This is a genomic window from Phreatobacter sp., assembly GCF_022843985.1.
GTDB lineage: Bacteria > Pseudomonadota > Alphaproteobacteria > Rhizobiales > Phreatobacteraceae > Phreatobacter.
In genome coordinates, this window is record NZ_JALHMP010000014.1 from 1 (window position 1) to 18074 (window position 18074).

Consider the following 18074-nt stretch of genomic DNA (forward strand, 5'->3'; position numbering starts at 1 on the left):
CCGCGGTCGCCCCGACTGCGCAATCCCGACCAGCTGCGTCGGGGCGTCCGCTGCCGGACTGCAAGGGGGTCAACTTTGGACGCCGAAAAGGGGTCAACTTTGGACGCCGATTGACAGAAGTGACCGCAGACCTCTATGCCTTCCTCACGACCGAGCCCAATACCGAGGTCGGAGCGATCCACCCCAAAGCCATGCCGGTGATCCTCACAACGGCCGAGGAGTGCGAGGTATGGATGAGCGCGCCATGGCCCGAGGCGAGAACTCTGCAGCGTCCACTTGCGAATGGCGCCCTTCATGTTATTGCGCGCGGAGCACGGCAAGATCCGGTGCAGGAATGAGCGATCACTATCGTCGGTTTTTGGGCCCATAACGGACGTTGACTACGTCCGCTTCCGGTCATGCCAATCAGTTCCGCCGGTTGCTCTGCGATCAGCGCGCCGCCGTCATCGACGTTGACGCGGGCCCCGCCGGGCCGTTGGCCCGCTCGGCAGATGGACGCAGCGCCACGACGGTGAAGAGGATCAGCCCGAGAGAGGCCGCGACGAGACTGCCGTCGACCAGCCGGATGAGGATTCTGCGAGTTGTCATGGCGCTGGGTCCGGACTGTGAACGCCCGCCTCGTCCTGTGAAAGAAGGTCTGGTCACCGTCGCTAGCTCCGCACGAGGCCGGCCTGTTGCACGATCTCGGCAAAGGCCCGCACGTCGCGGCGGATGAGCCCCGCAAAATGGTCGGGGCCTTCCGCCAGGATGTCGAAGCCGAGGGCCTCGAGCGGTGCCGCGACGGAGGGGTCGCGAAGGGCCGAGGCAATGGCCGCGTGGAGGCCCTGTACCAGGGGCTTCGGCGTCCCGGCCGGCACGAGGAAGCCCTGCCAGCTCACGACATCCAGGCCGGGTGCGATCGTCTCGGCCAGCGTCGGCACGTCCGGCAGGGCCTTCGAGCGGCGCGCCGACGACACGGCGAGCCCCTTGAGGCCGCCTTCCCGCACCTGCGACGTCACCGCCGGCAGCGTGATGTAGAGCGCGTCGAGGTGCCCGCCTAAGAGATCGCGGCTGGCCGGCGCACCGCCGTTGTAGGGAATGTGGTTGACCGAAAGGCCACCCAGACGGCGATTGACGATCTCGCTCGCCAGATGGCCGATGACGCCGTGACCGGGCAATCCGACCTTGACGGCTCCCGGGCGAGCCCGCGCCGCCGCCACATAGTCCTCGACGCGAAGGATGCCTGAACCCGGGTGCGTCAGCAGCAGCTGCGGTGCAGTGATGGCCAGCGTGACGGGCTCGAAGCTGCTCACAGGATCGAAACCTAGGCGCGGGAACAAGCTCTTGTTGATGGCGAGGCTGTCGCTCGCGACGAGCACGGTCAGGCCGTCGGGTGCCGACCGCGCCACCCGCTCGGAGCCGAGATTGGTCGAGCCGCCGGCGACGTTTTCGACCACGGTGGTCTGGTTGAGGGAGATGCCAACGGCCTTGGCGACGGCGCGGCCGAGAACGTCGACACTGCCGCCGGGGGCGAATGGAACGACGAACCGGATCGTGCCCTTCGGCGTGTCGGCGCGGGCGCCGCGGATCAGGGCGGGAGCGGCGACGGCGGCGATTAGCGCCGCCAGTGCAGCTCTCCGGTCGACGGGAGCGATCTCGGCGGTGACGGGGTCGAAGCGCTCGAGCATAGGCTGCTCCTCAAAGGTCCGCGGCATGGTGACGATTGGTGGTCATTGTCGGCCCGAGGAGCCCTTTAAGACAATGAAATCGCTCGCTGAATTTCGATCCCTGAAGAGTGGCCCGTTCTTCTGCGGGCGCCGCTTTCAGGAGAATTCTCCCAGGGTCGTCGCCAGGACCGTTCGCGCATCCGGTGCCAGCGGCTCCTGCGGGGGAATGGGATCGCCGACATCGTAGCCCCGCAGCGCCAGCCCGGCCTTGATCACCGCCGCGAGGTTGAAGCGGGCGAAGATCTCGTTCAGGCGCCAGAGCCGCCGCTGGAGGTCCATCGCCTCCGGCCAGCGGTTCGCCCGGCAGAGATCGTAGAGACGGACGCTGTCGCGCGGCACGAGACAGGCCGGGCCGGCCATCCACCCAACGCCGCCGATGAGCATGACGGCCGCGGGGATATGGGCTGACGCCGAATGGACGGCGAGCCGGCCCACGCAGCGGTTGAGGATCGAGAGCAGTCGTCCGGTATTGTTTGAAGCGTCCTTGATGCCGACGATGCGCGGGTGGTCGGCGAGGCGGTCGATGACGTCGAGCGACAGGTCCGCGCGCTGGAAGTTCGGATTGGTGTAGAGGACCACCGGCAGGTCGACGGAATCGGCGATCGCCCGGAAATAGGCCTCCACGGCGCGGTCGCCGAGGGGGAAGTAGGCCTCGCAGATGGCGAGGATTCCCTGGACGCCCATCCGTTCGTAGGATTTCGCTTGCGCGACGGCGTCGGCAATGGTCGTCGCGGCAACCCCTGGAACGACGGGGACACGGCCCGCGGCCGCGTCCAGCACCGTCCGGACGATGGTCGCCCGCTGATTGCGATGGAGATAGGCGAACTCTCCCGTCGAGCCGAGCGGCGTCAGGCCATGGACGCCTGCCGCGACCAGATCGTCACAGAGCCGCGCCAGGGCGTCGACCATCACCACGCCGTCTGCGGAAACCGGCGAGACGAGATAGGGAAAGACGCCCGGGAAGATCGGTGAAGGGGTCATCGGCGTCTCGTCTCGGAAGGGGTCGCAGAACGGGACGGTCGTGCCGTCAAAGCCGTTGCCCGCCGCTGGCATCGATCGTCTGGCCGGTGATCCACCCGCCGTCCGGCGAGGCGATGGCGGCGACGACGGCCGCGACGTCCTGGGGCTGACCGACCCGCCCGAGGGCGGTGGCGGCGGCGATGGCGCGCGCGGCCACGGGATCGCGCGCGCGAGGGTTCATGTCCGTCACCGTCGCCCCCGGCGCGACCGCGTTGACGGTGATGGAGCGCCCCCCGACCTCGTTGGCGAGGAGGCGGGTCAACACTTCGAGCCCGGCCTTCGCGGGAGCATAGGCGGCCATGTGCGGCTGCGGCGCGCGTGTCCCCATGGAGGAGATGTTGATGATGCGGCCGCCGTCGCGCAGATGGGGCAATAGGCGCTGGATGAGGAAGAACGGCGCACGGAGATTGACCGTCACCACCCGGTCAAATTCATCGGTCGTCGTCTCGGCGAGGCGGGCGCCCCTGCCGATGCCGGCATTGTTGACGAGGATGTCGAAATGCGGCCCGGAGAAATCCCGCCGCAAGGCGGCAAGCAACCGGTCGGCCAGCACGTGCGCCCCGTCGGGCGCGGAGAGATCGCACTGGATCGCGGCGCCCTGCCCTCCCCGGTCCCGGATGGCGCCGAGGGTCGCCTCTGCCTCAGCCTGCCCATGGTTGAAATGGACGAACACGAAGGCACCGTCAGTGGCCAGTCGCTGCGCGATGGCCTTTCCGATACCGCGGCTCGCTCCGGTCACGAGTGCGATCTTGTCGACGAGAGGACCCATCGTCAGGCAGCCCAACTGCCGCTCGACTCGAGCTCGCGGGCCCGCTCCAGCAGGGCCCGGCGATCAATCTTGTTCGTGCCGGCCCAGGGCAGTTCCGGCAGAAAGGCCACGCGGCGCGGGTGCTGATAGGCCGGTCCGTTGGCGATGGCGAAACGCTTGATCTCGTCGACCCCGACTCCCGCCTGTCCGTCGGCCGGTTCCCGCGCCACAACGAAGGCGACAGGCACCTGGCCGCGCTCCTCGTCGGCGAGCGGCACGACGGCGGCCTGCTGGATCTGAGGATGGCGCTCGAGCAGCTTCTCCACCTCGCCGGGATAGATGTTCTCGCCCGAGCACACGAACATGTCGTCGGCCCGTCCGATGAAGAAATAGAAGCCGTCGGCATCGCGGCGGAACACGTCTCCCGACCGGTACCAGCCATCGTCCAGGACCTCCGCACTCTTGGCGGGAAGGTTGAGATAGCCGGGCGTGACCGCCGGATTCCGCATCAGCAGAACGCCCTCGTTCTCGTCGGGACCGTCGACCAGCTTCACCTCGCCGCCCGGCAGGGGATAGCCGACCGCCAGGGGCGGCTGAGGTCTGCCGTCGGGATGGGGGCCGAAGATGGCCGGTCCAGCTTCGGTGGTTCCGAAGCCATTGGTCACGGGAATGCCGGGGAACACCGCCTTGATGCGGTCGATCAGCCCCTGGGTCAGCGGCGCGGAGCCCATGCGGATGCGGCGCAGGCGCGAGAAGTCGCGTCCCTCGAGCGCCGCCGTCTCCTTCACTACCCGGGCCAGCATGGTCGGGACGGCCATTACGTTGGTGACGTGGTGGCGCTCCAGCGCGTCGATGTAGCCGCGGGCCTCGAAGCCCGGCAGGTACACGACGGAATTGTTGGTTGCGAAGACGCTCTTGCTCTGGAAAAGGCCGTTCATGTGGAACAGGGGCTGGGCAATGATCGATCGCTCCGCTTCAGGCTCGGTGGCGGCGGTGAGGGCCTCCAGCGCCCAGAGCTGGCCTGAATGGGTGAGCGGGACGCCCTTCGGCCGGCCGGTGGAGCCCGACGTGTAGAGGATCTGGCCGATCTCGTCGGCGGCGACACGCACGGTCGCGAAGCGCCCCGGCCGCACCCGCGATGCGAAGCCGCCCGGACCGTCGTCGTCGAAGTCGACGAGTGGGATGGCGGCCGGCACCTGCCCACGCCGAGGCGCATCGGTGAAGGCGAAGGCGATCCGTGAATCGTCGAAGATGTAGTCGATCGTGTCCTGCGCCAGTTTGGTGTTGACGGGGACCGCGACGAAGCCAGCCCTCATGATGCCGAAATAGGTGGCGATGTACTCCGCACGGTTGGTCGAGAGGATCGCGACGGCAGCGCCGCGCGCGAGGCCTGCGTCGGTCAGCAGGCGGGCCACGCCATTCGCGATGGCATCCACTTCGGCATGGGCCAGGATCAGCGGCGCCTCCGGCCGTCGCAGATCGATCACGGCCGTGCGGTCGAGGTCGCGGCTGCGGTCGATGAGATCGCCGAGATTGTTCCAGCGGGACATGGTGGACTCCAGAGATCGTCAGGTCTTCAGGCGGGGGTTGAGGGCGTCGTTCAGCCCGTCGCCGACGAGGTTGAGCGCCAGAACGGTCAGCATGATCGCTACGCCGGGAACGGCGCAGATGTACCAGGAGGTGCGGATCAGGGTCCGGCCGTCCCCGATCAGCCCGCCCCAGCTCGCGACATTCGGGTCGCCGAGCCCGAGGAAGGACACGGCGGATTCGAACAGGATCGCGCTGGCGACGACCAGCGATGACAGGATCACCACCGGCGGCAGGGCGTTCGGCAGAATCTCCCGCACGATGATCTTGAGGTCGGTCGTTCCGATCGCCCGGCAGGCCTGAACGAATTCGCGCTCCCGCAGTGACAGGAACTCTGCCCGTGTCAGCCGGGCGATGGGTGTCCAGGTGACGATACCGACCGCGATGGTGATGTTGAGAATGGTCTGACCGAGGATGGAGACGATGGTCAGAATGAAGATGATGTTCGGAATGGTCTGGAACAGCTCCGCGATCCTCATCAGGACCTCGTCCACCCAGCCGCCAACATAGGCCGCCAGCGCTCCGACGGTCACCCCGATCAGGGTGGCGGTCAGACTGGCGAGAAGGCCGATCATGAAGGTGGTCCTGGCGCCATGGGCGATGATCGCGGCGATGTCACGCCCCAGAGAGTCGGTGCCCAGCGGGTGGCGCCAGGTCAGGAACGGCCAGATTTCGGGGCGGCCGACGATGCGGAGGGGATTGCGTGGGAAGAGGAATGGCGCGGCGATGGCCGCCGCGATCACGATGAGGATCAGCAGCAGGCCGACGAGGGCCGCACGGTTGCGGGCGAAGCGGCGGAGGAACGAAAAGACCATGGTGATCAGCGCGCGCGGATGCGCGGGTCCAGCTTGAAGTAGGCGAGATCGACGGCAACGTTGGAGACGGCGACGACGAGTGAGGAGAGAACCAAGACGCCGAGCACCATCGGGTAGTTGCGGCTCATGACGCTGTCGAGCATGAGGCTGCCGATGCCGGGCCAGGAGAACACGGCCTCCACCACGACGCTGCCCCCGACCACGGTGCCGAGTTGCAGCCCGAGCAGGGTAACGACGGGAAGAAGGGCGTTGCGGAGCACGTGACGCACCACGATCGTGCTCCCCGAGAGCCCTTTCGATCGGGCCGTCCGCACGAAGTCGAGGCTGAACACCTCCAGCATGGAAGCGCGCATGATGCGGGCGTACATGGCGGCGTAAAAAAGCCCGAGCGACAGAGCGGGAAGGACGAGGTGGCGGGCTACGTCGAGCACGTCGCCGACGAGGCTCGGCTCGGTTCCGACCGTGCGCATGCCGCCCACCGGAAGCCAGCCCAGCTTTACCGAAAAGAGGATGGTCAGCATGATGCCGAGCCAGAAGGTTGGCGCGGCAAAGAAGAACACCGCGCCGAGCGAGATCAGGTTGTCCCAGATCGTGTTGACCTTGACGGAGGCGACGACGCCGGCGGTCACGCCGACGACGAGCGCTACGGAAATGCTCGCCACCATCAAGAGGATGGTGGCCGGCAGGTGCGTCATGATCACGTCGAGGACGGGCGCATTCTGACGGTAGGAAAAGCCGAAATCGAGGGTCAGAACCGACCAGATATACTTGCCGAGCTGAACGATCGCCGGCTGGTCCATGCCGTAGAGAACGCGCATCCGCTCGATGAGAACGGGATCGCTAACCTGCTGGTCCGCCGACATGATGTCGAGCAACGTTCCGGGCGCGAACTGGATCAGCGTGAAGTTGAGCACGATAACGCCGAGCAGCAGCGGCAGTACCTGGGCCAGGCGGCGAATGACGATCCGTCCCATCACTGCGGCCTTCAGCGATCCAGCCAGACGCCGGCCCAGCTGTCGCCGAGGAAATCCGCCGTCAGCGAGTGGCCACGAACATCCGCCCGGGCGATCGTCGTGGACTGGATCTCCACGAGGGCGGTCCAGGGCAGCGAGGTGGCGAGGTTAGCCTGGAACTCCCGGGCCAACGCGACGCGCTTGTCCGGGGAAACCTCGGCGGACAGCCGGGCGACGATATCGTCCAGCTTCGGGTCCGAATGCCCGGTCGCGTTACGGAAGGCGCCGCCCTTGATGATGTTGTCGGTGGTGACGAAGCGCGTCCATTCCGGGACGAGCTCGACCGTGCCGGAATTGTTCGACAGGGCGATGTCGTATTCATAATCCGTGTAGATGCGCTTGAATGAGGTCGCCCGGTCGGGAATGGCGAGGTCCACCTCGATGTCGAGATCTTCCAGTGCCTGGCGCACATACTGGCCGAGCTTGACGTTCTCCTCGAACCATCCGGCGGCGACGAGGTTCACCTTGAACCGGCCGCCGCGCTTCTTCGGGAAGCCCGCGGCGTCGAGGAGTTTTCCCGCCTGCGCCAGATCGAAGGGATAAGGCTTCAGCGCCGGGTCGAAGAACACCCGGTTGGTGCTCGGGATCGGTCCCGCAGCGGGCTTTGCCCGACCGAAGAAGATGGTGTCGGCAATGAACTGGCGGTCGATGGCGAGGTTGATCGCCTTGCGCACGTCCGGGCGCTTGACGATGTCACGCCGGCTGTTGAACTCGATCGTCGAGACCCAGGACGAATTGTCGTAGCCGAGAGTCGTCGCGGTGAAGCGCCCCGTGTCTGTGAGGCGCTTGATGTCGGGTGCCGGCGTCGGGTTGAACACGCCGAGGTCGAGCTGGCCCGCCTCGAAGGCTGCCGAGCGAGAGGCCGGGTCGCGCCACCAGCGGATGACCAGGCGGTCGAGATAGGGGCGCGGCGCGTCCCAGTAGTCCTCGTTCCGCAGCAGTTCCACATGGCTGCCGCGGACCCACTCCTTGAACTTGAAAGGTCCGGTTCCGATGGGGGCGTTGTTCGCCGGATTGGTGAGGATGTCGCGGCCCTCGTAGACGTGCTTCGGAATGACGAGGCCCGCCTTGCCGGCGAGCACCGATTTCAGGAAGAATTCGGGGAGCGGCGCATTGAATTTCAGCAGTGCGGTGGTTGCGTCGACCGCCTCCGCCCCGACCAGCGCCTTCAGCGCGATGCCAGCCGAAAGCGGCTTCCAGTACTGCAGGGCATTGAACACGATGTCGTCGGCCGTTAGCGGCTTGCCGTCGTGCCATTTGACGTTCGGCCGCAGCTTCACCCGGTAGCTGCGGAAATCCTCGGACGGGGTCACCTCGAGCGCCAGGACCGGCACGAAGTTGAGATCGTTGTCGAGGGTCAGGAGGCGCTCGTGGATCTTTGTCGAGGTGAAATAGGGGCTCGAGCCGCCGCCGGGCGGAACGAAGAGCGCCTGCGGCTCGAAACCGCCCCAGGTGCCCGTCAGCGTGCCGCCACGCTTGGGTTGGGGAGCGGCGCCCTGGCCGAAGGCGGGCAACCCGACGGCAGCCGCCGTCGCGATTCCGGCGGTGCCGGCGAGAAGTCGTCTGCGGGTGATCGATGACATGAGGGCCCCCTAGGGTGAGGCGCCGGCTGACGGTCCGGCTCAGGTTGAGGACAGGGTGGCGTAGGTGGCGCGCCCGATGGCGAGGAGGGTGCCGCGCTCGTCGAACACGTCGATGTCGGTGACGCCGACGCTGCGGCCGTTGCGACGGACCTTGGCCTTGACGATCAGCGCCGTGTTCACGGCAGGGCGCAGATAGTCGACGCGGAAGTTGATCGTCGGCAGGCCGCGCCCGACGAGCTGGACGAGGGCGAAGTCGCCGACCGTGTCGATAACCGATGCGATGGGTCCGCCGTGCCACTGGCCCGTGCCACCGCCCCGTTCGAGTTCTGCCCGGAACGGGGCCCGGACCGTGATCTCCTCGTTCTTCGCATCCGCCTCCAGCACCTGAAGGCCGAGGAAGGCGATAAAGGGCGAGGCGTCGAACTTGGCCTGAAGGTCGGCGACCGACAGGGGCAGGTTGGGTGCTCCGCTCATGGCGTCACCACGACCTTGCCGAAGACCTCGCGGTCCTCGATGACGCGTAGCGCTTCGCGCGCTTCGGTGAGCGGATAGGTCCGGTCGACGAGAGCCTTGAGCTGACCCGACCCGACGAGATCGAAGAGCGTTCGGATGTCGTCCGGCTCCCAGCCGTTGGAGCCGAGGATCTGCAGCTCGAAGGTCCAGATAAAGCGGATGTCTTCGGTGGGGGCGTAGCCAGCGGTCGCGCCGCAGGTCAGGAGGCGCCCGCCGAGGCGCAGGGCGCGGAGCGACTTCACCCAGGTGTCGCCACCCGTGTAGTTGACGACGACGTCGACGCCGCCGGCCGCGCCACCACGCCGCCTGTGCGGCTTGCCATGGCGCTCCTGGATGACTTTCAGAAAGTCCTCCTGGGTGTAGAGGATGATCTCGTCGGCCCCCAGCTCCTTCAGCCGGCGGCCCTTCTCCTCGCTTCCCGCGGCTGCGATGACATAGGCCCCGGCAAGCTTGGCAAGCTGGACCGCGCAGACGCCGACGCCGCCGCTCGCGCCGAGGATCAGCACTTTCTCCCCGGCGCTGACCTTGCCGATGGTGCGGATCATGCGGAGCGCCGTTCCATAGGCGACCGGCAGTGCCGCGGCCTGCTCGAACGAGATCGCGTCGGGAATGCGGATCAGCTGGTGGGCCTTGGCCCGGCAGTACTCGGCCAGACCGCCGTTGACGGTCTCGCCCATGAGCCCACCCTCGATCCGGTTGATGGGATCGACGAGGACACGGTCGCCCACCGACCACCCGGTGACCTCTTCGCCGATCTCGGCAATCTCGCCCACGACGTCGAGTCCGATGACGACGGGCAGCGGGATCTTGATCCCCGGCATTCCCCGGCGGGTGAAGACGTCGTGATAGTTCAGCGAACTGGCACGGACCCTGAGCACGACGTCGCCCGGACCGGCCGAGGGCGTCGGAAAATCCGTTTCGTAGACGAGCTGGTCGAGTCCACCGTGTTCGCGCAGGACGACAGCATGCATGGGGAAAGAACTCCGTTGGCGCCCCGTTTCCGCGAGGCGCGGCACTTGGCATCGATGACGATGGCGCGCCCCGGACTCCGTATGGGCCAAGGCGCGATGACGGGGCCGAGTGTGTGGACGCGCCCCGTCAGGGTCAACCGAATGTTCGTTTAAAAGAACGATACTCCGGAGACTCACGCTCTCGGATCGGTCGAACATAGAGAAGATTTCGCCATCCGTCCCGCAGATCGGCATGTGGGAGGGTGCAAGGCCACGACCAGGTGGTGATTGAAACGTCAAACAGGACTTTTAAAAGAACGTTCTTCTGCTGCCGCGAGACGTGCGTCACCGGCCCGTGGCAGCCGTCGGGGCGCCGACACGGTGCTCAGATCGATGGTGGTGGGACGATGGGTTGCTAAGCGTCGGCCCGGGTCATCGACGGCGCCGTCGCCGCGGATGCCTCCGTCGGGGCCGGGCCCCCTGGTCCGGCCGCGGCGCCGATGATCAGGATCACCGGTGCCCCCTCGGGAAGACCGTCCATCAGGCCCGCGATGGTGTCGGCCGTTCCGGCGACGTGGATTTCGTCGCCGCGCGTCGCGGAGGCCACGGCGACGGCCGGTGTTCTCCCGGAGAGTCCATGGGCCAAGGCCGCATCGGTGAAGTCGCGCGCCGTGCGGCGCGGCATGTAGACGACGGTCGTCACGGCAGGATCGGCGACCGCGCACCAGCTGATACTGGCCGGCAGCCGCCCGTCACGGCCATGGCCGGTGATGAACTGGAGCCGCTGGGCATGGGCCCGGTCCGTCAGCGACAGGCCGAGCGAGGCTGCGGCGCCTTGAGCGGACGTGATGCCGGGCACGATGGTGACGGGGATACCGGCCTCGCGGCAGGCAGCGAGTTCCTCGCCGGCGCGGCCGAATATGCCGGGATCGCCACTCTTCAGGCGCACCACCATCTTGCCCTCGCGGGCCAGCCCGACGAGCAAGTCGTTGATGTCCTCCTGCAGCACGGACGGCCCATGGCCCACCTTGCCGACGGCGACGCGGCGCGCCTCGCGGCGGGCCAGTTCGAGAATCTCCGGGGCGACGAGGTTATCGTAGAGGATGACGTCGGCCGATTGCAGCGCCCGCAGCGCCTTGAGCGTCAGGAGTTCGGGATCGCCCGGCCCGGCGCCGACCAGCAGCACACGACCAGCGGGCGGTGCGGCTTCCAGCCGGTCGAGGCCGCAGAGGAGCGCGTCGCGGTCGGCATCGGTCGGGGCACGGGCGGGATCGGCCATCGCCCGGTCGGTGAAGAGCTGCCAGAAGGTGCGGCGCACCGCAAAACTCGCCTCGCGGGCCTGGACGGCGGGACGCCAGTCGCGCGCGGCTGCCGCCCAGGCCTTCAGGCCGCTGGGCAGCAGCGACTCGATGCGGGCGCGGATCTCCTGGCCGAAGACGGGCGCGGCGCCGTCGGTAGAGATCGCGACGATCAGCGGCGAGCGGTTCACCAGCGCGCCGAACTGGGCATCGCAATAGGCGGGCCGGTCTATGACGTTGACGACGGCGCCCGCGGCACGGCCGGCGGCGACGAAAGCCTCGGCTTCCTCGTCGCTCTCGGCCTCGGCGACGGCAAGGGCTGCGCCACTGAGGTCACCGAGCGTCCAGGCGCGCTCGTGCAGCGTGATCGCAAGGTCGTCGCGCGCCGCAAGGGCCCGGAAACGGCCGGCGGCGTGGGGCGCGTAGACGTGGAGGTCGGCGCCCGTGGAGGCGAGAAGTTCGGCCTTCCATACGGCTCCCTCGCCGTCGCCCGCGAGCACGACCCGCCGGCCCGCGAGCTTGTGGAAGAGCGGCAGCGTGGCGAGCGCGCCGATGCGCGGCGGTTCGACGGGGCGCGGAACAGCGGGTGTGCTCATGACCGCGTCGCGACGTCGACCTGCGCCGCCTCGGCGCGGGGCGGTGCCGGTTCGCGCCGTACGGGGACGAGGAGCCAGAGCGCAGCGAGTGCCACCAGCAAGACCTTGAAGATCGTGTCGGCGTGGCGCACGGCCCAGGGGCTCCGCTCATCGCTCATATGCCGCCTCCGTTCTCGACCGACGGGTCGCGCCGGCGGCTCCAGCGGCCCCAGAGGCTGCGATGGAGGTGCCGGAGGAGAGGACGGGCCAGAGCATCGGCCGCGGCGGCCGCCGCGGCATAGCCCGGATGGCCGGTCAGCACGCCGACGACGACGCCGAGCAGAAGGGCGCTGCCGAGCCGCCAGGTGGTGGCCGGAACGAGTGTGCGGCGCCAGTCGCCGCCATAGGTGCGGACCATCGCCTGTTCCAGGCTGCGGCCGACCACGTGCAGCCGCGGCCGGCTCGAATCCGTCGTCTCGGCAATGACCGTGCCCATCGCCGCGGTCTCGTGGGTGACCTTGTCGACGAGGATGAAGCCGCCGAGCGCCGGCAGGGTGGCATAAGGGGCCACCGCCAGCGGGCGGTCGAGGCGCAGTCGGAGCACGGCGAGTTCGTTGGTCGCGACGCTGGCACGGTCGCGCTGCGCATAGGTGGCGATGTCGATGCCGTGGACGACCGTCTCGACGGTCGCGTTCGCCGAGGCTGTGCCGAGACGCAGGAGATAGGTCGCTCCGGGGACGAGCGCCGCCTGGCCGGTGACGAGCATCTTGGCCTCGATGCTGGTGCGCACGAGCGGCGAGCCTTCCGCCTTGCCCGGGGCGACGATCACGTCGCCGCGCGACACGTCGATCTCGCGATCGAGCACGAGGCTCACCGCGGTTCCCGCACCGGCGCGCGGCAGGTCGCCGTCGAAGGTCACGATGCGGGTGACGCGGGCCGACCGGCGCGAGGGGAGGATCTCCACCGCGTCACCGGGCGCGACGGTGCCGGCGGCGATGGTGCCGGAGAAACCGCGGAAGGTGGCATCGGGCCGGTTTACCCATTGCACGGGCATGACGAGGCCGCGCGTGGGGCTGACCGTGTCCGCTCCGACGACCTCCAGCCAGCCGAGAAGCGTCGGCCCGTCGTACCAGGGCGTGCGGGCCGAAAGGCTCGCGACATTGTCGCCGTCGCGGGCGGAGAGCGGGATCACCGTGATGCTGTCGAAGGCGAGGCCTGCGATGGCGGTCCGGAATGCGGCCTCGAGAGAGCGGATGCGCAACTCGTCGCAACCGACGAGGTCGATCTTGTTGATGGCGACGACGAGATGACGGACGCCGACGAAGGCGGCGATCAGGGCGTGGCGGCGCGTCTGGGGCAGCACGCCCTTGCCGGCATCGATGAGGATGATGGCGAGGTCGGCCGTCGAGGCACCCGTCGCCATGTTGCGGGTGTACTGCTCGTGGCCGGGCGTGTCCGCGACGATGAAGGCGCGGCGCTGCGTGGCGAAATAGCGATAGGCGACGTCGATGGTGATGCCCTGCTCGCGCTCGGACTGCAGCCCGTCCAGGAGGAGCGAATAGTCGATGCCGCGGTCGGCGCGGCCGATGCGGGCGCTGTCGGCTTCCAGGCTCGCAATGACGTCGTCGGGAATGGCGCCGGCCTCATAGAGCAGGCGGCCGAGCAGCGTCGACTTGCCGTCGTCGACCGAGCCGCAGGTGATGAAGCGCAGCAGCGACCGGCCGGCCAGGGCGGCATCGTTGGCGGCAGCCGGCAGCGGCGCGGCGGTTTCGGCAGCGAGGGCGCCCATCAGAAGTATCCCTCCTGCTTCTTCAGTTCCATCGAGCCGGCGCTGTCGAAGTCGATCAGGCGGCCTTGGCGCTCGGAGCTGCGCGAGGCCCGCATCTCCGCGATGATCTCGGGAACGGTGGTGGCGGTGCTCTCGACGGCGCCGGTTAGCGGGTAGCAGCCGAGGGTGCGGAAGCGCACCATGCGGTGCTGGACGACCTCGCCGGGGAGCAGCGGCATGCGTTCGTCGTCACGCATGATCCAGGTGCCGTCGCGCCAGAGCACCGGACGCTCGGCGGCGAAATAGAGCGGCACGACGGGGATCTGCTCGCGCTCGATATAGGCCCAGACGTCGAGCTCGGTCCAGTTGGAGAGCGGAAAGACGCGGAAGCTCTCACCGGGCTTCTTCAGGGTGTTGAAGAGCTGCCAAGGTTCGGGCCGCTGGCTCTTCGGGTCCCAGCGGTGATCGCGGGTGCGAACGGAGAAGACGCGCTCCTTGGCGCGGCTCTTCTCCTCGTCGCGCCGTGCGCCGCCGAAGGCCGCGTCGTAGCGGCCGGCGTCCAGCGCCTGCTTCAGCGCCACGGTCTTCATCACGTCGGTGTGGATGCGCGAGCCGGACTCGATGGGGTTCACGCCGGCGGCGACGCCCTCCCGGTTGACGTGGACGATGAGGTCGAGGCCGAGCTTATGGGAGAGATCGTCCCGGAAGCGCCCCATCTCCTGGAACTCCCAGAGCGTGTCGACATGGAGAAGCGGGAACGGCAGCCGGCCCGGATGCACCGCCTTGCGGGCGAGATGCAGGAGAACGGAGGAATCCTTGCCGATGGAATAGAGGAGGACCGGACGTTCGCAGGTGGCGAGCGTCTCGCGGATGATGCCGATGGCCTCGGCCTCCAGCCGGTCGAGATGGGAGGGGCTGGTCATGCCGGGACCTCCTCGGCCGCCGGCGCCCTGGACCTGACGAGGCGGCCGTCTGGGCCGACGTGCAGCCCGCATTCGCCGCCGGCCTCCGTCTCCCACCACCAGCGGCCGGCGCGCTCCGGCTCGCCCGGTGCGACGGCGCGGGTGCAGGGCGCGCAGCCGATGGAGAGGAAGCCCTGCGCGTGAAGGGCGTTGCGCGGCACGTCGTGGCGATCGGCGAAAGCCACCGCTTCGGCGCGGCTCCAGCCGGCGAGCGGGCTGACCTTGAGGATGTTGCGGGCCTCGTCCCTCGACCATGGTGAGACGACGGCGCGCGTGCCGGACTGGTCGGCGCGCAGGCCCGTCACCCAGGCGGAGGTCCCTGCGAGCATATGACCGAGGGGTACGACCTTCCGCGTCTCGCAGCAGGCCTTGCGCGCGGCGACGCTCGCATAGAAGCCGTTCACCCCCTGGGCGTCGAGAAGCGTGGCGAGCCCATCGGCATCGGGATGGACCGAGCGGATGCGCAGGCCATAGCGCTCCTCGGTGCGCGCCCAGACCTCGTAGGTCTCGGCAAAGAGGCGGCCGGTATCGATCGTGGCGATGTCGATGGCGAAGCCGGCGGAGGCGATCAGGTGGGTGATCACCTGGTCCTCGAGGCCGAAGCTCGTGGTGAAGACGATGCGGCCGTCGATGGCGACGCGCGCCGCCGCAAGGATGGCAGCAGGGTCCCGCGGATCGACCTCGGGAAAGCGGTCGAGAAGTGCGGCGCTCATGATGCCGCCCCCTGGCCCGCCCGCAAGGCCCGGCGGCGCTCGAGGATGCTGGCACCGGCGCCGTAGCCGGTCTGGTAGGTGGCGCCATAGGAGGCGAGCGCGGAGCGCCACTGTGCCTCCGGCTGGCGGGCGGCGATGGCGTCCGGCACCTCGACCTCATCGAAACCGCAGGCGACGAGATGGGTGAACTGGTCGGCGATGACCGGCCCGACCGCCCTCACCGCCCCCTTGAAGCCGGCCTCGCGCAGCTGGCGGGCGAGGCTGAAGGCACGACCGTCCGCGAAGGCGGGGAAGGCGATGGCCACGAGGTCGATCTGGCCGAGGAAGGGGCTGAGCTCGGGTAGGCGCACGGTGTTCGCCACCTCGACGCCAACGCGCTGGGCGTTGGAGCGGCCGGCGATCACGGCGGGAAGCTCGGCGAGCCCGACGAGCACCGCCTCGCCCGTCGCGGGCTCGCCGGCGGCGACGCGGTGCCAAGGGTCGGCGCGGAAGCCGGCGGCGTCAAGCAGCGGCATTGGCGCTCTCCGCCGGCGTGGCGAGGAAGCCCGCCTTGAAGGGTTCGATGCCGAGGCGGCGCACCGCCTCTGCGAAGGTCTCGCCTTCCCGGCGGTGAGCGAGATAGACGGCGACGAGCCGCTCGATGGCGTCGGGCACTTCCGTCGCGGCGATGCCGGGGCCGAGGAGCTGGCCGATGGCGGCGTTCTCGGTGGCGTCGCCGCCGAGCGTCACCTGGTAGCTCTCCTGGCCGGACTTCTCGAGGCCGAGTATGCCGATATGGCCGACATGATGATGGCCGCAGGCATTGATGCAGCCGGAGATCTTGATGCCGAGCTCGCCGATCTCGCGCTGGCGCTCCGCCGAGGCGAAGCGGCGGGAGATGGCCTGGGCGATGGGGATGGAGCGCGCGGTGGCGAGAGCGCAATAGTCGAGGCCCGGGCAGGCGATGATGTCGGTGATGAGCCCGGCATTGGCCTCGGCGAGGCCTGCGGCGACGAGGCCGGTCCACAGCCCATGGAGCGCATCCTGTCGCACGTGCGGCAGAATGAGGTTCTGGTGGTGGGAGACGCGGATCTCGCCGAAGGAGTGCGCGTCGGCGAGGTCGGCGACAGCCCGCATCTGGTCGCTCGTGGCATCGCCCGGCACGCCGCCGACCGGCTTCAGCGACACGGTGACCGCGGCATAGCCGGGCTCGCGGTGGGGGAAGGTGTTGGTCTCCACCCAGCGGTCGAAGGCCGGGTCGCGGGCGCGGTCCGCGACGAGGCGCTGGCTGGTCTCCGGCAGCGTCACGAAGGCCGGGGGCGCGAAGTAGGCTTCGATCCGCGCGACCTCTTCAGGATCGGCAGCGATGGCCGCCGGGTCGAGCGCGGCGAACTCCGCCTCGACACGGCCCCGGAACTCCTCGATCCCGATCTCATGGACGAGGATCTTGACCCTCGCCTTGTACTTGTTGTCGCGCCGCCCCTCGAGATTGTAGACGCGCATCAGCGACTGCAGATAGGCGAGCAGGTGCGCCTTGGGCAGGAAGTCTCGGACGAGCTTGCCGATCATCGGGGTGCGGCCGAGGCCGCCGCCGACGAAGAGGCGATAGCCAACCTCGCCGCTCACGGGATGGCGGACCACCTGGATGCCGATGTCATGGGCCCGAATGGCGGCACGGTCACGGGGCGCACCGGTCACGGCGATCTTGAACTTGCGCGGCAGGTAGTCGAACTCGGGGTGCATGGTCGACCACTGCCGAATGAGCTCGGCGGTGGGACGGGGATCCTCCACCTCGTCCGCCGCGGCGCCGGCGAAATGGTCGGCGGTGGTGTTGCGGATGCAATTGCCGGAGGTCTGGATGCAATGCATCCCGACATCGGCCAGGAGGTCGAGGATGTCGGGGATGTCGCGCAGCTTCGGCCAGTTGAACTGCAGGTTCTGCCGCGTCGTGAAATGGCCGTAGCCGCGGTCGTAGCGCTCACCGATCAGGGCGAGCTGGCGCAGCTGGACCGAGGACAGCGTTCCGTAGGGAATGGCGATGCGCAGCATGTAGGCATGGAGCTGCAGGTAGACGCCGTTCTTCAGACGCAGCGGCTTGAACTCGTCCTCGGTCAGCGAGCCGTCGATGCGGCGGGCCACCTGGCCGCGGAACTGCGCGACGCGCTCGCGGACGAAGGCCTCGTCGAACTGATCGTAGCGATACATCAGGCCCTCCCGCGCAGATGGGCGAAGGCGGCCTGCTTGCCGAGGTCCTGACGGATGGAGGGACCTGCGATCTTGAAGCGCTCGCGGAAATGGTTGGGGACCGGGAGGCCGTCCTCGCGTAGCGCCACGTCGACGAGATAGGCGTCGACCACGGCGCCGCGTGCGAGGGCCGCCGCGGCGACCTCCTGGAGACGCACCGCCGCCGTCTCGTCGCGCGCCACAAGGGCCTCGGCGGGATCGATGGACCAGCCCCGCTCCGTCCAGAACACCACGTCGCCGTCGAGCAGATCGTTGGCGAGGAGAATGGCTGGCAGGAGAATTTTTTGCTTCGTGGTGGCCATGGGCGGGTCTGCGACGCGTGAGGGACCTCGAACTACGTCAAAATATCGAGGCGAGACAACGGCTTAAAAGACATGCGCGCAAAATAAGAAGGAGCTTCGGCAGAAGGCCTGCCGTGGAGACTCATCTTCCCTTTCGGCACCCGTCGGGAGACGGCCTTCCTCCGCCCTTGCCGGCCCCGCTCGCTCAGTTCCCCGACGGACGGGGCCCGAAAGAGAGAAATTCTCCTCGGTCCGTGGATCGCCGGCCTGGACAGAGGCCGCGCGAGGGGCCCCCCGCACGCCGACGTCGCCATGGGGC

General features: G+C 68.4%; 18 protein-coding genes and 1 pseudogene. 1 reads left to right on the plus strand and 18 read right to left on the minus strand.

The features are described 5' to 3' along the window. Positions 1-338 (plus strand): annotated as a pseudogene (locus tag Q0C57_RS11275) (hypothetical protein); the annotation flags it as partial. A gap of 91 nt (positions 339-429) precedes the next feature. Here Q0C57_RS11275 and Q0C57_RS11280 read toward each other — a convergent pair. From Q0C57_RS11280 to Q0C57_RS11365, 18 genes are all read right to left on the minus strand, one after another. After that, positions 430-588 (minus strand): hypothetical protein, encoded by a 159-nt coding sequence (locus Q0C57_RS11280; protein WP_296576410.1) that lies wholly within the window; start codon positions 586-588, stop codon positions 430-432. Between the two features lie 62 nt (positions 589-650). Next, positions 651-1667: a tripartite tricarboxylate transporter substrate-binding protein gene (locus tag Q0C57_RS11285; protein ID WP_296576413.1), complete on the minus strand. Its 1017-nt coding sequence runs from the start codon at positions 1665-1667 to the stop codon at positions 651-653. Positions 1668-1802: 135 nt separating this feature from the next. Then, on the minus strand, positions 1803-2687 hold the full coding sequence (locus Q0C57_RS11290; protein ID WP_296576415.1) for a dihydrodipicolinate synthase family protein: 885 nt from the start codon (positions 2685-2687) through the stop codon (positions 1803-1805). A 46-nt stretch (positions 2688-2733) separates the two neighbouring features. After that, positions 2734-3465 carry an SDR family oxidoreductase gene (locus tag Q0C57_RS11295; protein WP_296576419.1) on the minus strand — a complete coding sequence of 244 codons (732 nt, stop codon included), beginning with the start codon at positions 3463-3465 and terminating at the stop codon, positions 2734-2736. Between the two features lie 32 nt (positions 3466-3497). Continuing rightward, positions 3498-5024 (minus strand): class I adenylate-forming enzyme family protein, encoded by a 1527-nt coding sequence (locus Q0C57_RS11300; protein ID WP_296576420.1) that lies wholly within the window; start codon positions 5022-5024, stop codon positions 3498-3500. Between the two features lie 18 nt (positions 5025-5042). Continuing rightward, the gene (locus Q0C57_RS11305) at positions 5043-5876 is read right to left on the minus strand and encodes an ABC transporter permease (RefSeq protein WP_296576422.1); all 834 of its coding nucleotides are present in this window, start codon (positions 5874-5876) and stop codon (positions 5043-5045) included. Positions 5877-5881: 5 nt separating this feature from the next. Next, positions 5882-6850, minus strand: coding sequence for an ABC transporter permease (locus tag Q0C57_RS11310; protein WP_296576424.1), 969 nt, complete (start codon positions 6848-6850; stop codon positions 5882-5884). Between the two features lie 11 nt (positions 6851-6861). Continuing rightward, positions 6862-8472: an ABC transporter substrate-binding protein gene (locus Q0C57_RS11315; protein WP_296576426.1), complete on the minus strand. Its 1611-nt coding sequence runs from the start codon at positions 8470-8472 to the stop codon at positions 6862-6864. 39 nt (positions 8473-8511) lie between these two features. Next, entirely contained in the window at positions 8512-8946 is a 435-nt protein-coding gene (locus Q0C57_RS11320) for a PaaI family thioesterase (RefSeq protein WP_296576427.1), read from the minus strand. Beyond that, a complete protein-coding gene (locus tag Q0C57_RS11325) occupies positions 8943-9956 on the minus strand; it encodes a zinc-binding dehydrogenase (protein WP_296576430.1) in 1014 nt (337 codons plus the stop codon). The genes Q0C57_RS11320 and Q0C57_RS11325 overlap by 4 nt, the downstream gene beginning before the upstream one ends. A gap of 394 nt (positions 9957-10350) precedes the next feature. Beyond that, positions 10351-11829, minus strand: coding sequence for a siroheme synthase CysG (gene cysG / locus Q0C57_RS11330; RefSeq protein WP_296576432.1), 1479 nt, complete (start codon positions 11827-11829; stop codon positions 10351-10353). Continuing rightward, positions 11826-11987, minus strand: coding sequence for a hypothetical protein (locus Q0C57_RS11335; RefSeq protein ID WP_296576434.1), 162 nt, complete (start codon positions 11985-11987; stop codon positions 11826-11828). Before Q0C57_RS11335 ends, cysG begins: the two co-directional genes overlap by 4 nt. Then, positions 11984-13597 carry a GTP-binding protein gene (locus Q0C57_RS11340; protein ID WP_296576436.1) on the minus strand — a complete coding sequence of 538 codons (1614 nt, stop codon included), beginning with the start codon at positions 13595-13597 and terminating at the stop codon, positions 11984-11986. Before Q0C57_RS11340 ends, Q0C57_RS11335 begins: the two co-directional genes overlap by 4 nt. Continuing rightward, complete coding sequence (gene cysD, locus Q0C57_RS11345) at positions 13597-14499, minus strand: sulfate adenylyltransferase subunit CysD (RefSeq protein ID WP_296576438.1); 903 nt, start codon at positions 14497-14499, stop codon at positions 13597-13599. The genes Q0C57_RS11340 and cysD overlap by 1 nt, the downstream gene beginning before the upstream one ends. Then, a complete protein-coding gene (locus Q0C57_RS11350; RefSeq protein WP_296576439.1) occupies positions 14496-15251 on the minus strand; it encodes a phosphoadenylyl-sulfate reductase in 756 nt (251 codons plus the stop codon). Before Q0C57_RS11350 ends, cysD begins: the two co-directional genes overlap by 4 nt. Then, on the minus strand, positions 15248-15766 hold the full coding sequence (locus Q0C57_RS11355) for a DUF934 domain-containing protein (protein WP_296576441.1): 519 nt from the start codon (positions 15764-15766) through the stop codon (positions 15248-15250). The genes Q0C57_RS11350 and Q0C57_RS11355 overlap by 4 nt, the downstream gene beginning before the upstream one ends. Then, positions 15753-17435 carry a nitrite/sulfite reductase gene (locus Q0C57_RS11360; RefSeq protein ID WP_296576444.1) on the minus strand — a complete coding sequence of 561 codons (1683 nt, stop codon included), beginning with the start codon at positions 17433-17435 and terminating at the stop codon, positions 15753-15755. The genes Q0C57_RS11355 and Q0C57_RS11360 overlap by 14 nt, the downstream gene beginning before the upstream one ends. Then, entirely contained in the window at positions 17435-17776 is a 342-nt protein-coding gene (locus tag Q0C57_RS11365) for a DUF2849 domain-containing protein (RefSeq protein ID WP_296576447.1), read from the minus strand. The genes Q0C57_RS11360 and Q0C57_RS11365 overlap by 1 nt, the downstream gene beginning before the upstream one ends. Positions 17777-18074 lie beyond the last annotated feature (298 nt).

What these genes read in the sequence shown, in the direction of transcription:
- Q0C57_RS11280 (WP_296576410.1), bottom strand. Translation starts at nt 588, where the DNA reads ATGACAACTCGCAGAATCCTCATCCGGCTGGTCGACGGCAGTCTCGTC.
- Q0C57_RS11285 (WP_296576413.1), bottom strand. Translation starts at nt 1,667, where the DNA reads ATGCTCGAGCGCTTCGACCCCGTCACCGCCGAGATCGCTCCCGTCGAC.
- Q0C57_RS11290 (WP_296576415.1), bottom strand. Translation starts at nt 2,687, where the DNA reads ATGACCCCTTCACCGATCTTCCCGGGCGTCTTTCCCTATCTCGTCTCG.
- Q0C57_RS11300 (WP_296576420.1), bottom strand. Translation starts at nt 5,024, where the DNA reads ATGTCCCGCTGGAACAATCTCGGCGATCTCATCGACCGCAGCCGCGAC.
- Q0C57_RS11305 (WP_296576422.1), bottom strand. Translation starts at nt 5,876, where the DNA reads ATGGTCTTTTCGTTCCTCCGCCGCTTCGCCCGCAACCGTGCGGCCCTC.
- Q0C57_RS11310 (WP_296576424.1), bottom strand. Translation starts at nt 6,850, where the DNA reads ATGGGACGGATCGTCATTCGCCGCCTGGCCCAGGTACTGCCGCTGCTG.
- Q0C57_RS11315 (WP_296576426.1), bottom strand. Translation starts at nt 8,472, where the DNA reads ATGTCATCGATCACCCGCAGACGACTTCTCGCCGGCACCGCCGGAATC.
- Q0C57_RS11320 (WP_296576427.1), bottom strand. Translation starts at nt 8,946, where the DNA reads ATGAGCGGAGCACCCAACCTGCCCCTGTCGGTCGCCGACCTTCAGGCC.
- Q0C57_RS11325 (WP_296576430.1), bottom strand. Translation starts at nt 9,956, where the DNA reads ATGCATGCTGTCGTCCTGCGCGAACACGGTGGACTCGACCAGCTCGTC.
- cysG (WP_296576432.1), bottom strand. Translation starts at nt 11,829, where the DNA reads ATGAGCACACCCGCTGTTCCGCGCCCCGTCGAACCGCCGCGCATCGGC.
- Q0C57_RS11335 (WP_296576434.1), bottom strand. Translation starts at nt 11,987, where the DNA reads ATGAGCGATGAGCGGAGCCCCTGGGCCGTGCGCCACGCCGACACGATC.
- Q0C57_RS11340 (WP_296576436.1), bottom strand. Translation starts at nt 13,597, where the DNA reads ATGGGCGCCCTCGCTGCCGAAACCGCCGCGCCGCTGCCGGCTGCCGCC.
- cysD (WP_296576438.1), bottom strand. Translation starts at nt 14,499, where the DNA reads ATGACCAGCCCCTCCCATCTCGACCGGCTGGAGGCCGAGGCCATCGGC.
- Q0C57_RS11350 (WP_296576439.1), bottom strand. Translation starts at nt 15,251, where the DNA reads ATGAGCGCCGCACTTCTCGACCGCTTTCCCGAGGTCGATCCGCGGGAC.
- Q0C57_RS11355 (WP_296576441.1), bottom strand. Translation starts at nt 15,766, where the DNA reads ATGCCGCTGCTTGACGCCGCCGGCTTCCGCGCCGACCCTTGGCACCGC.
- Q0C57_RS11360 (WP_296576444.1), bottom strand. Translation starts at nt 17,435, where the DNA reads ATGTATCGCTACGATCAGTTCGACGAGGCCTTCGTCCGCGAGCGCGTC.
- Q0C57_RS11365 (WP_296576447.1), bottom strand. Translation starts at nt 17,776, where the DNA reads ATGGCCACCACGAAGCAAAAAATTCTCCTGCCAGCCATTCTCCTCGCC.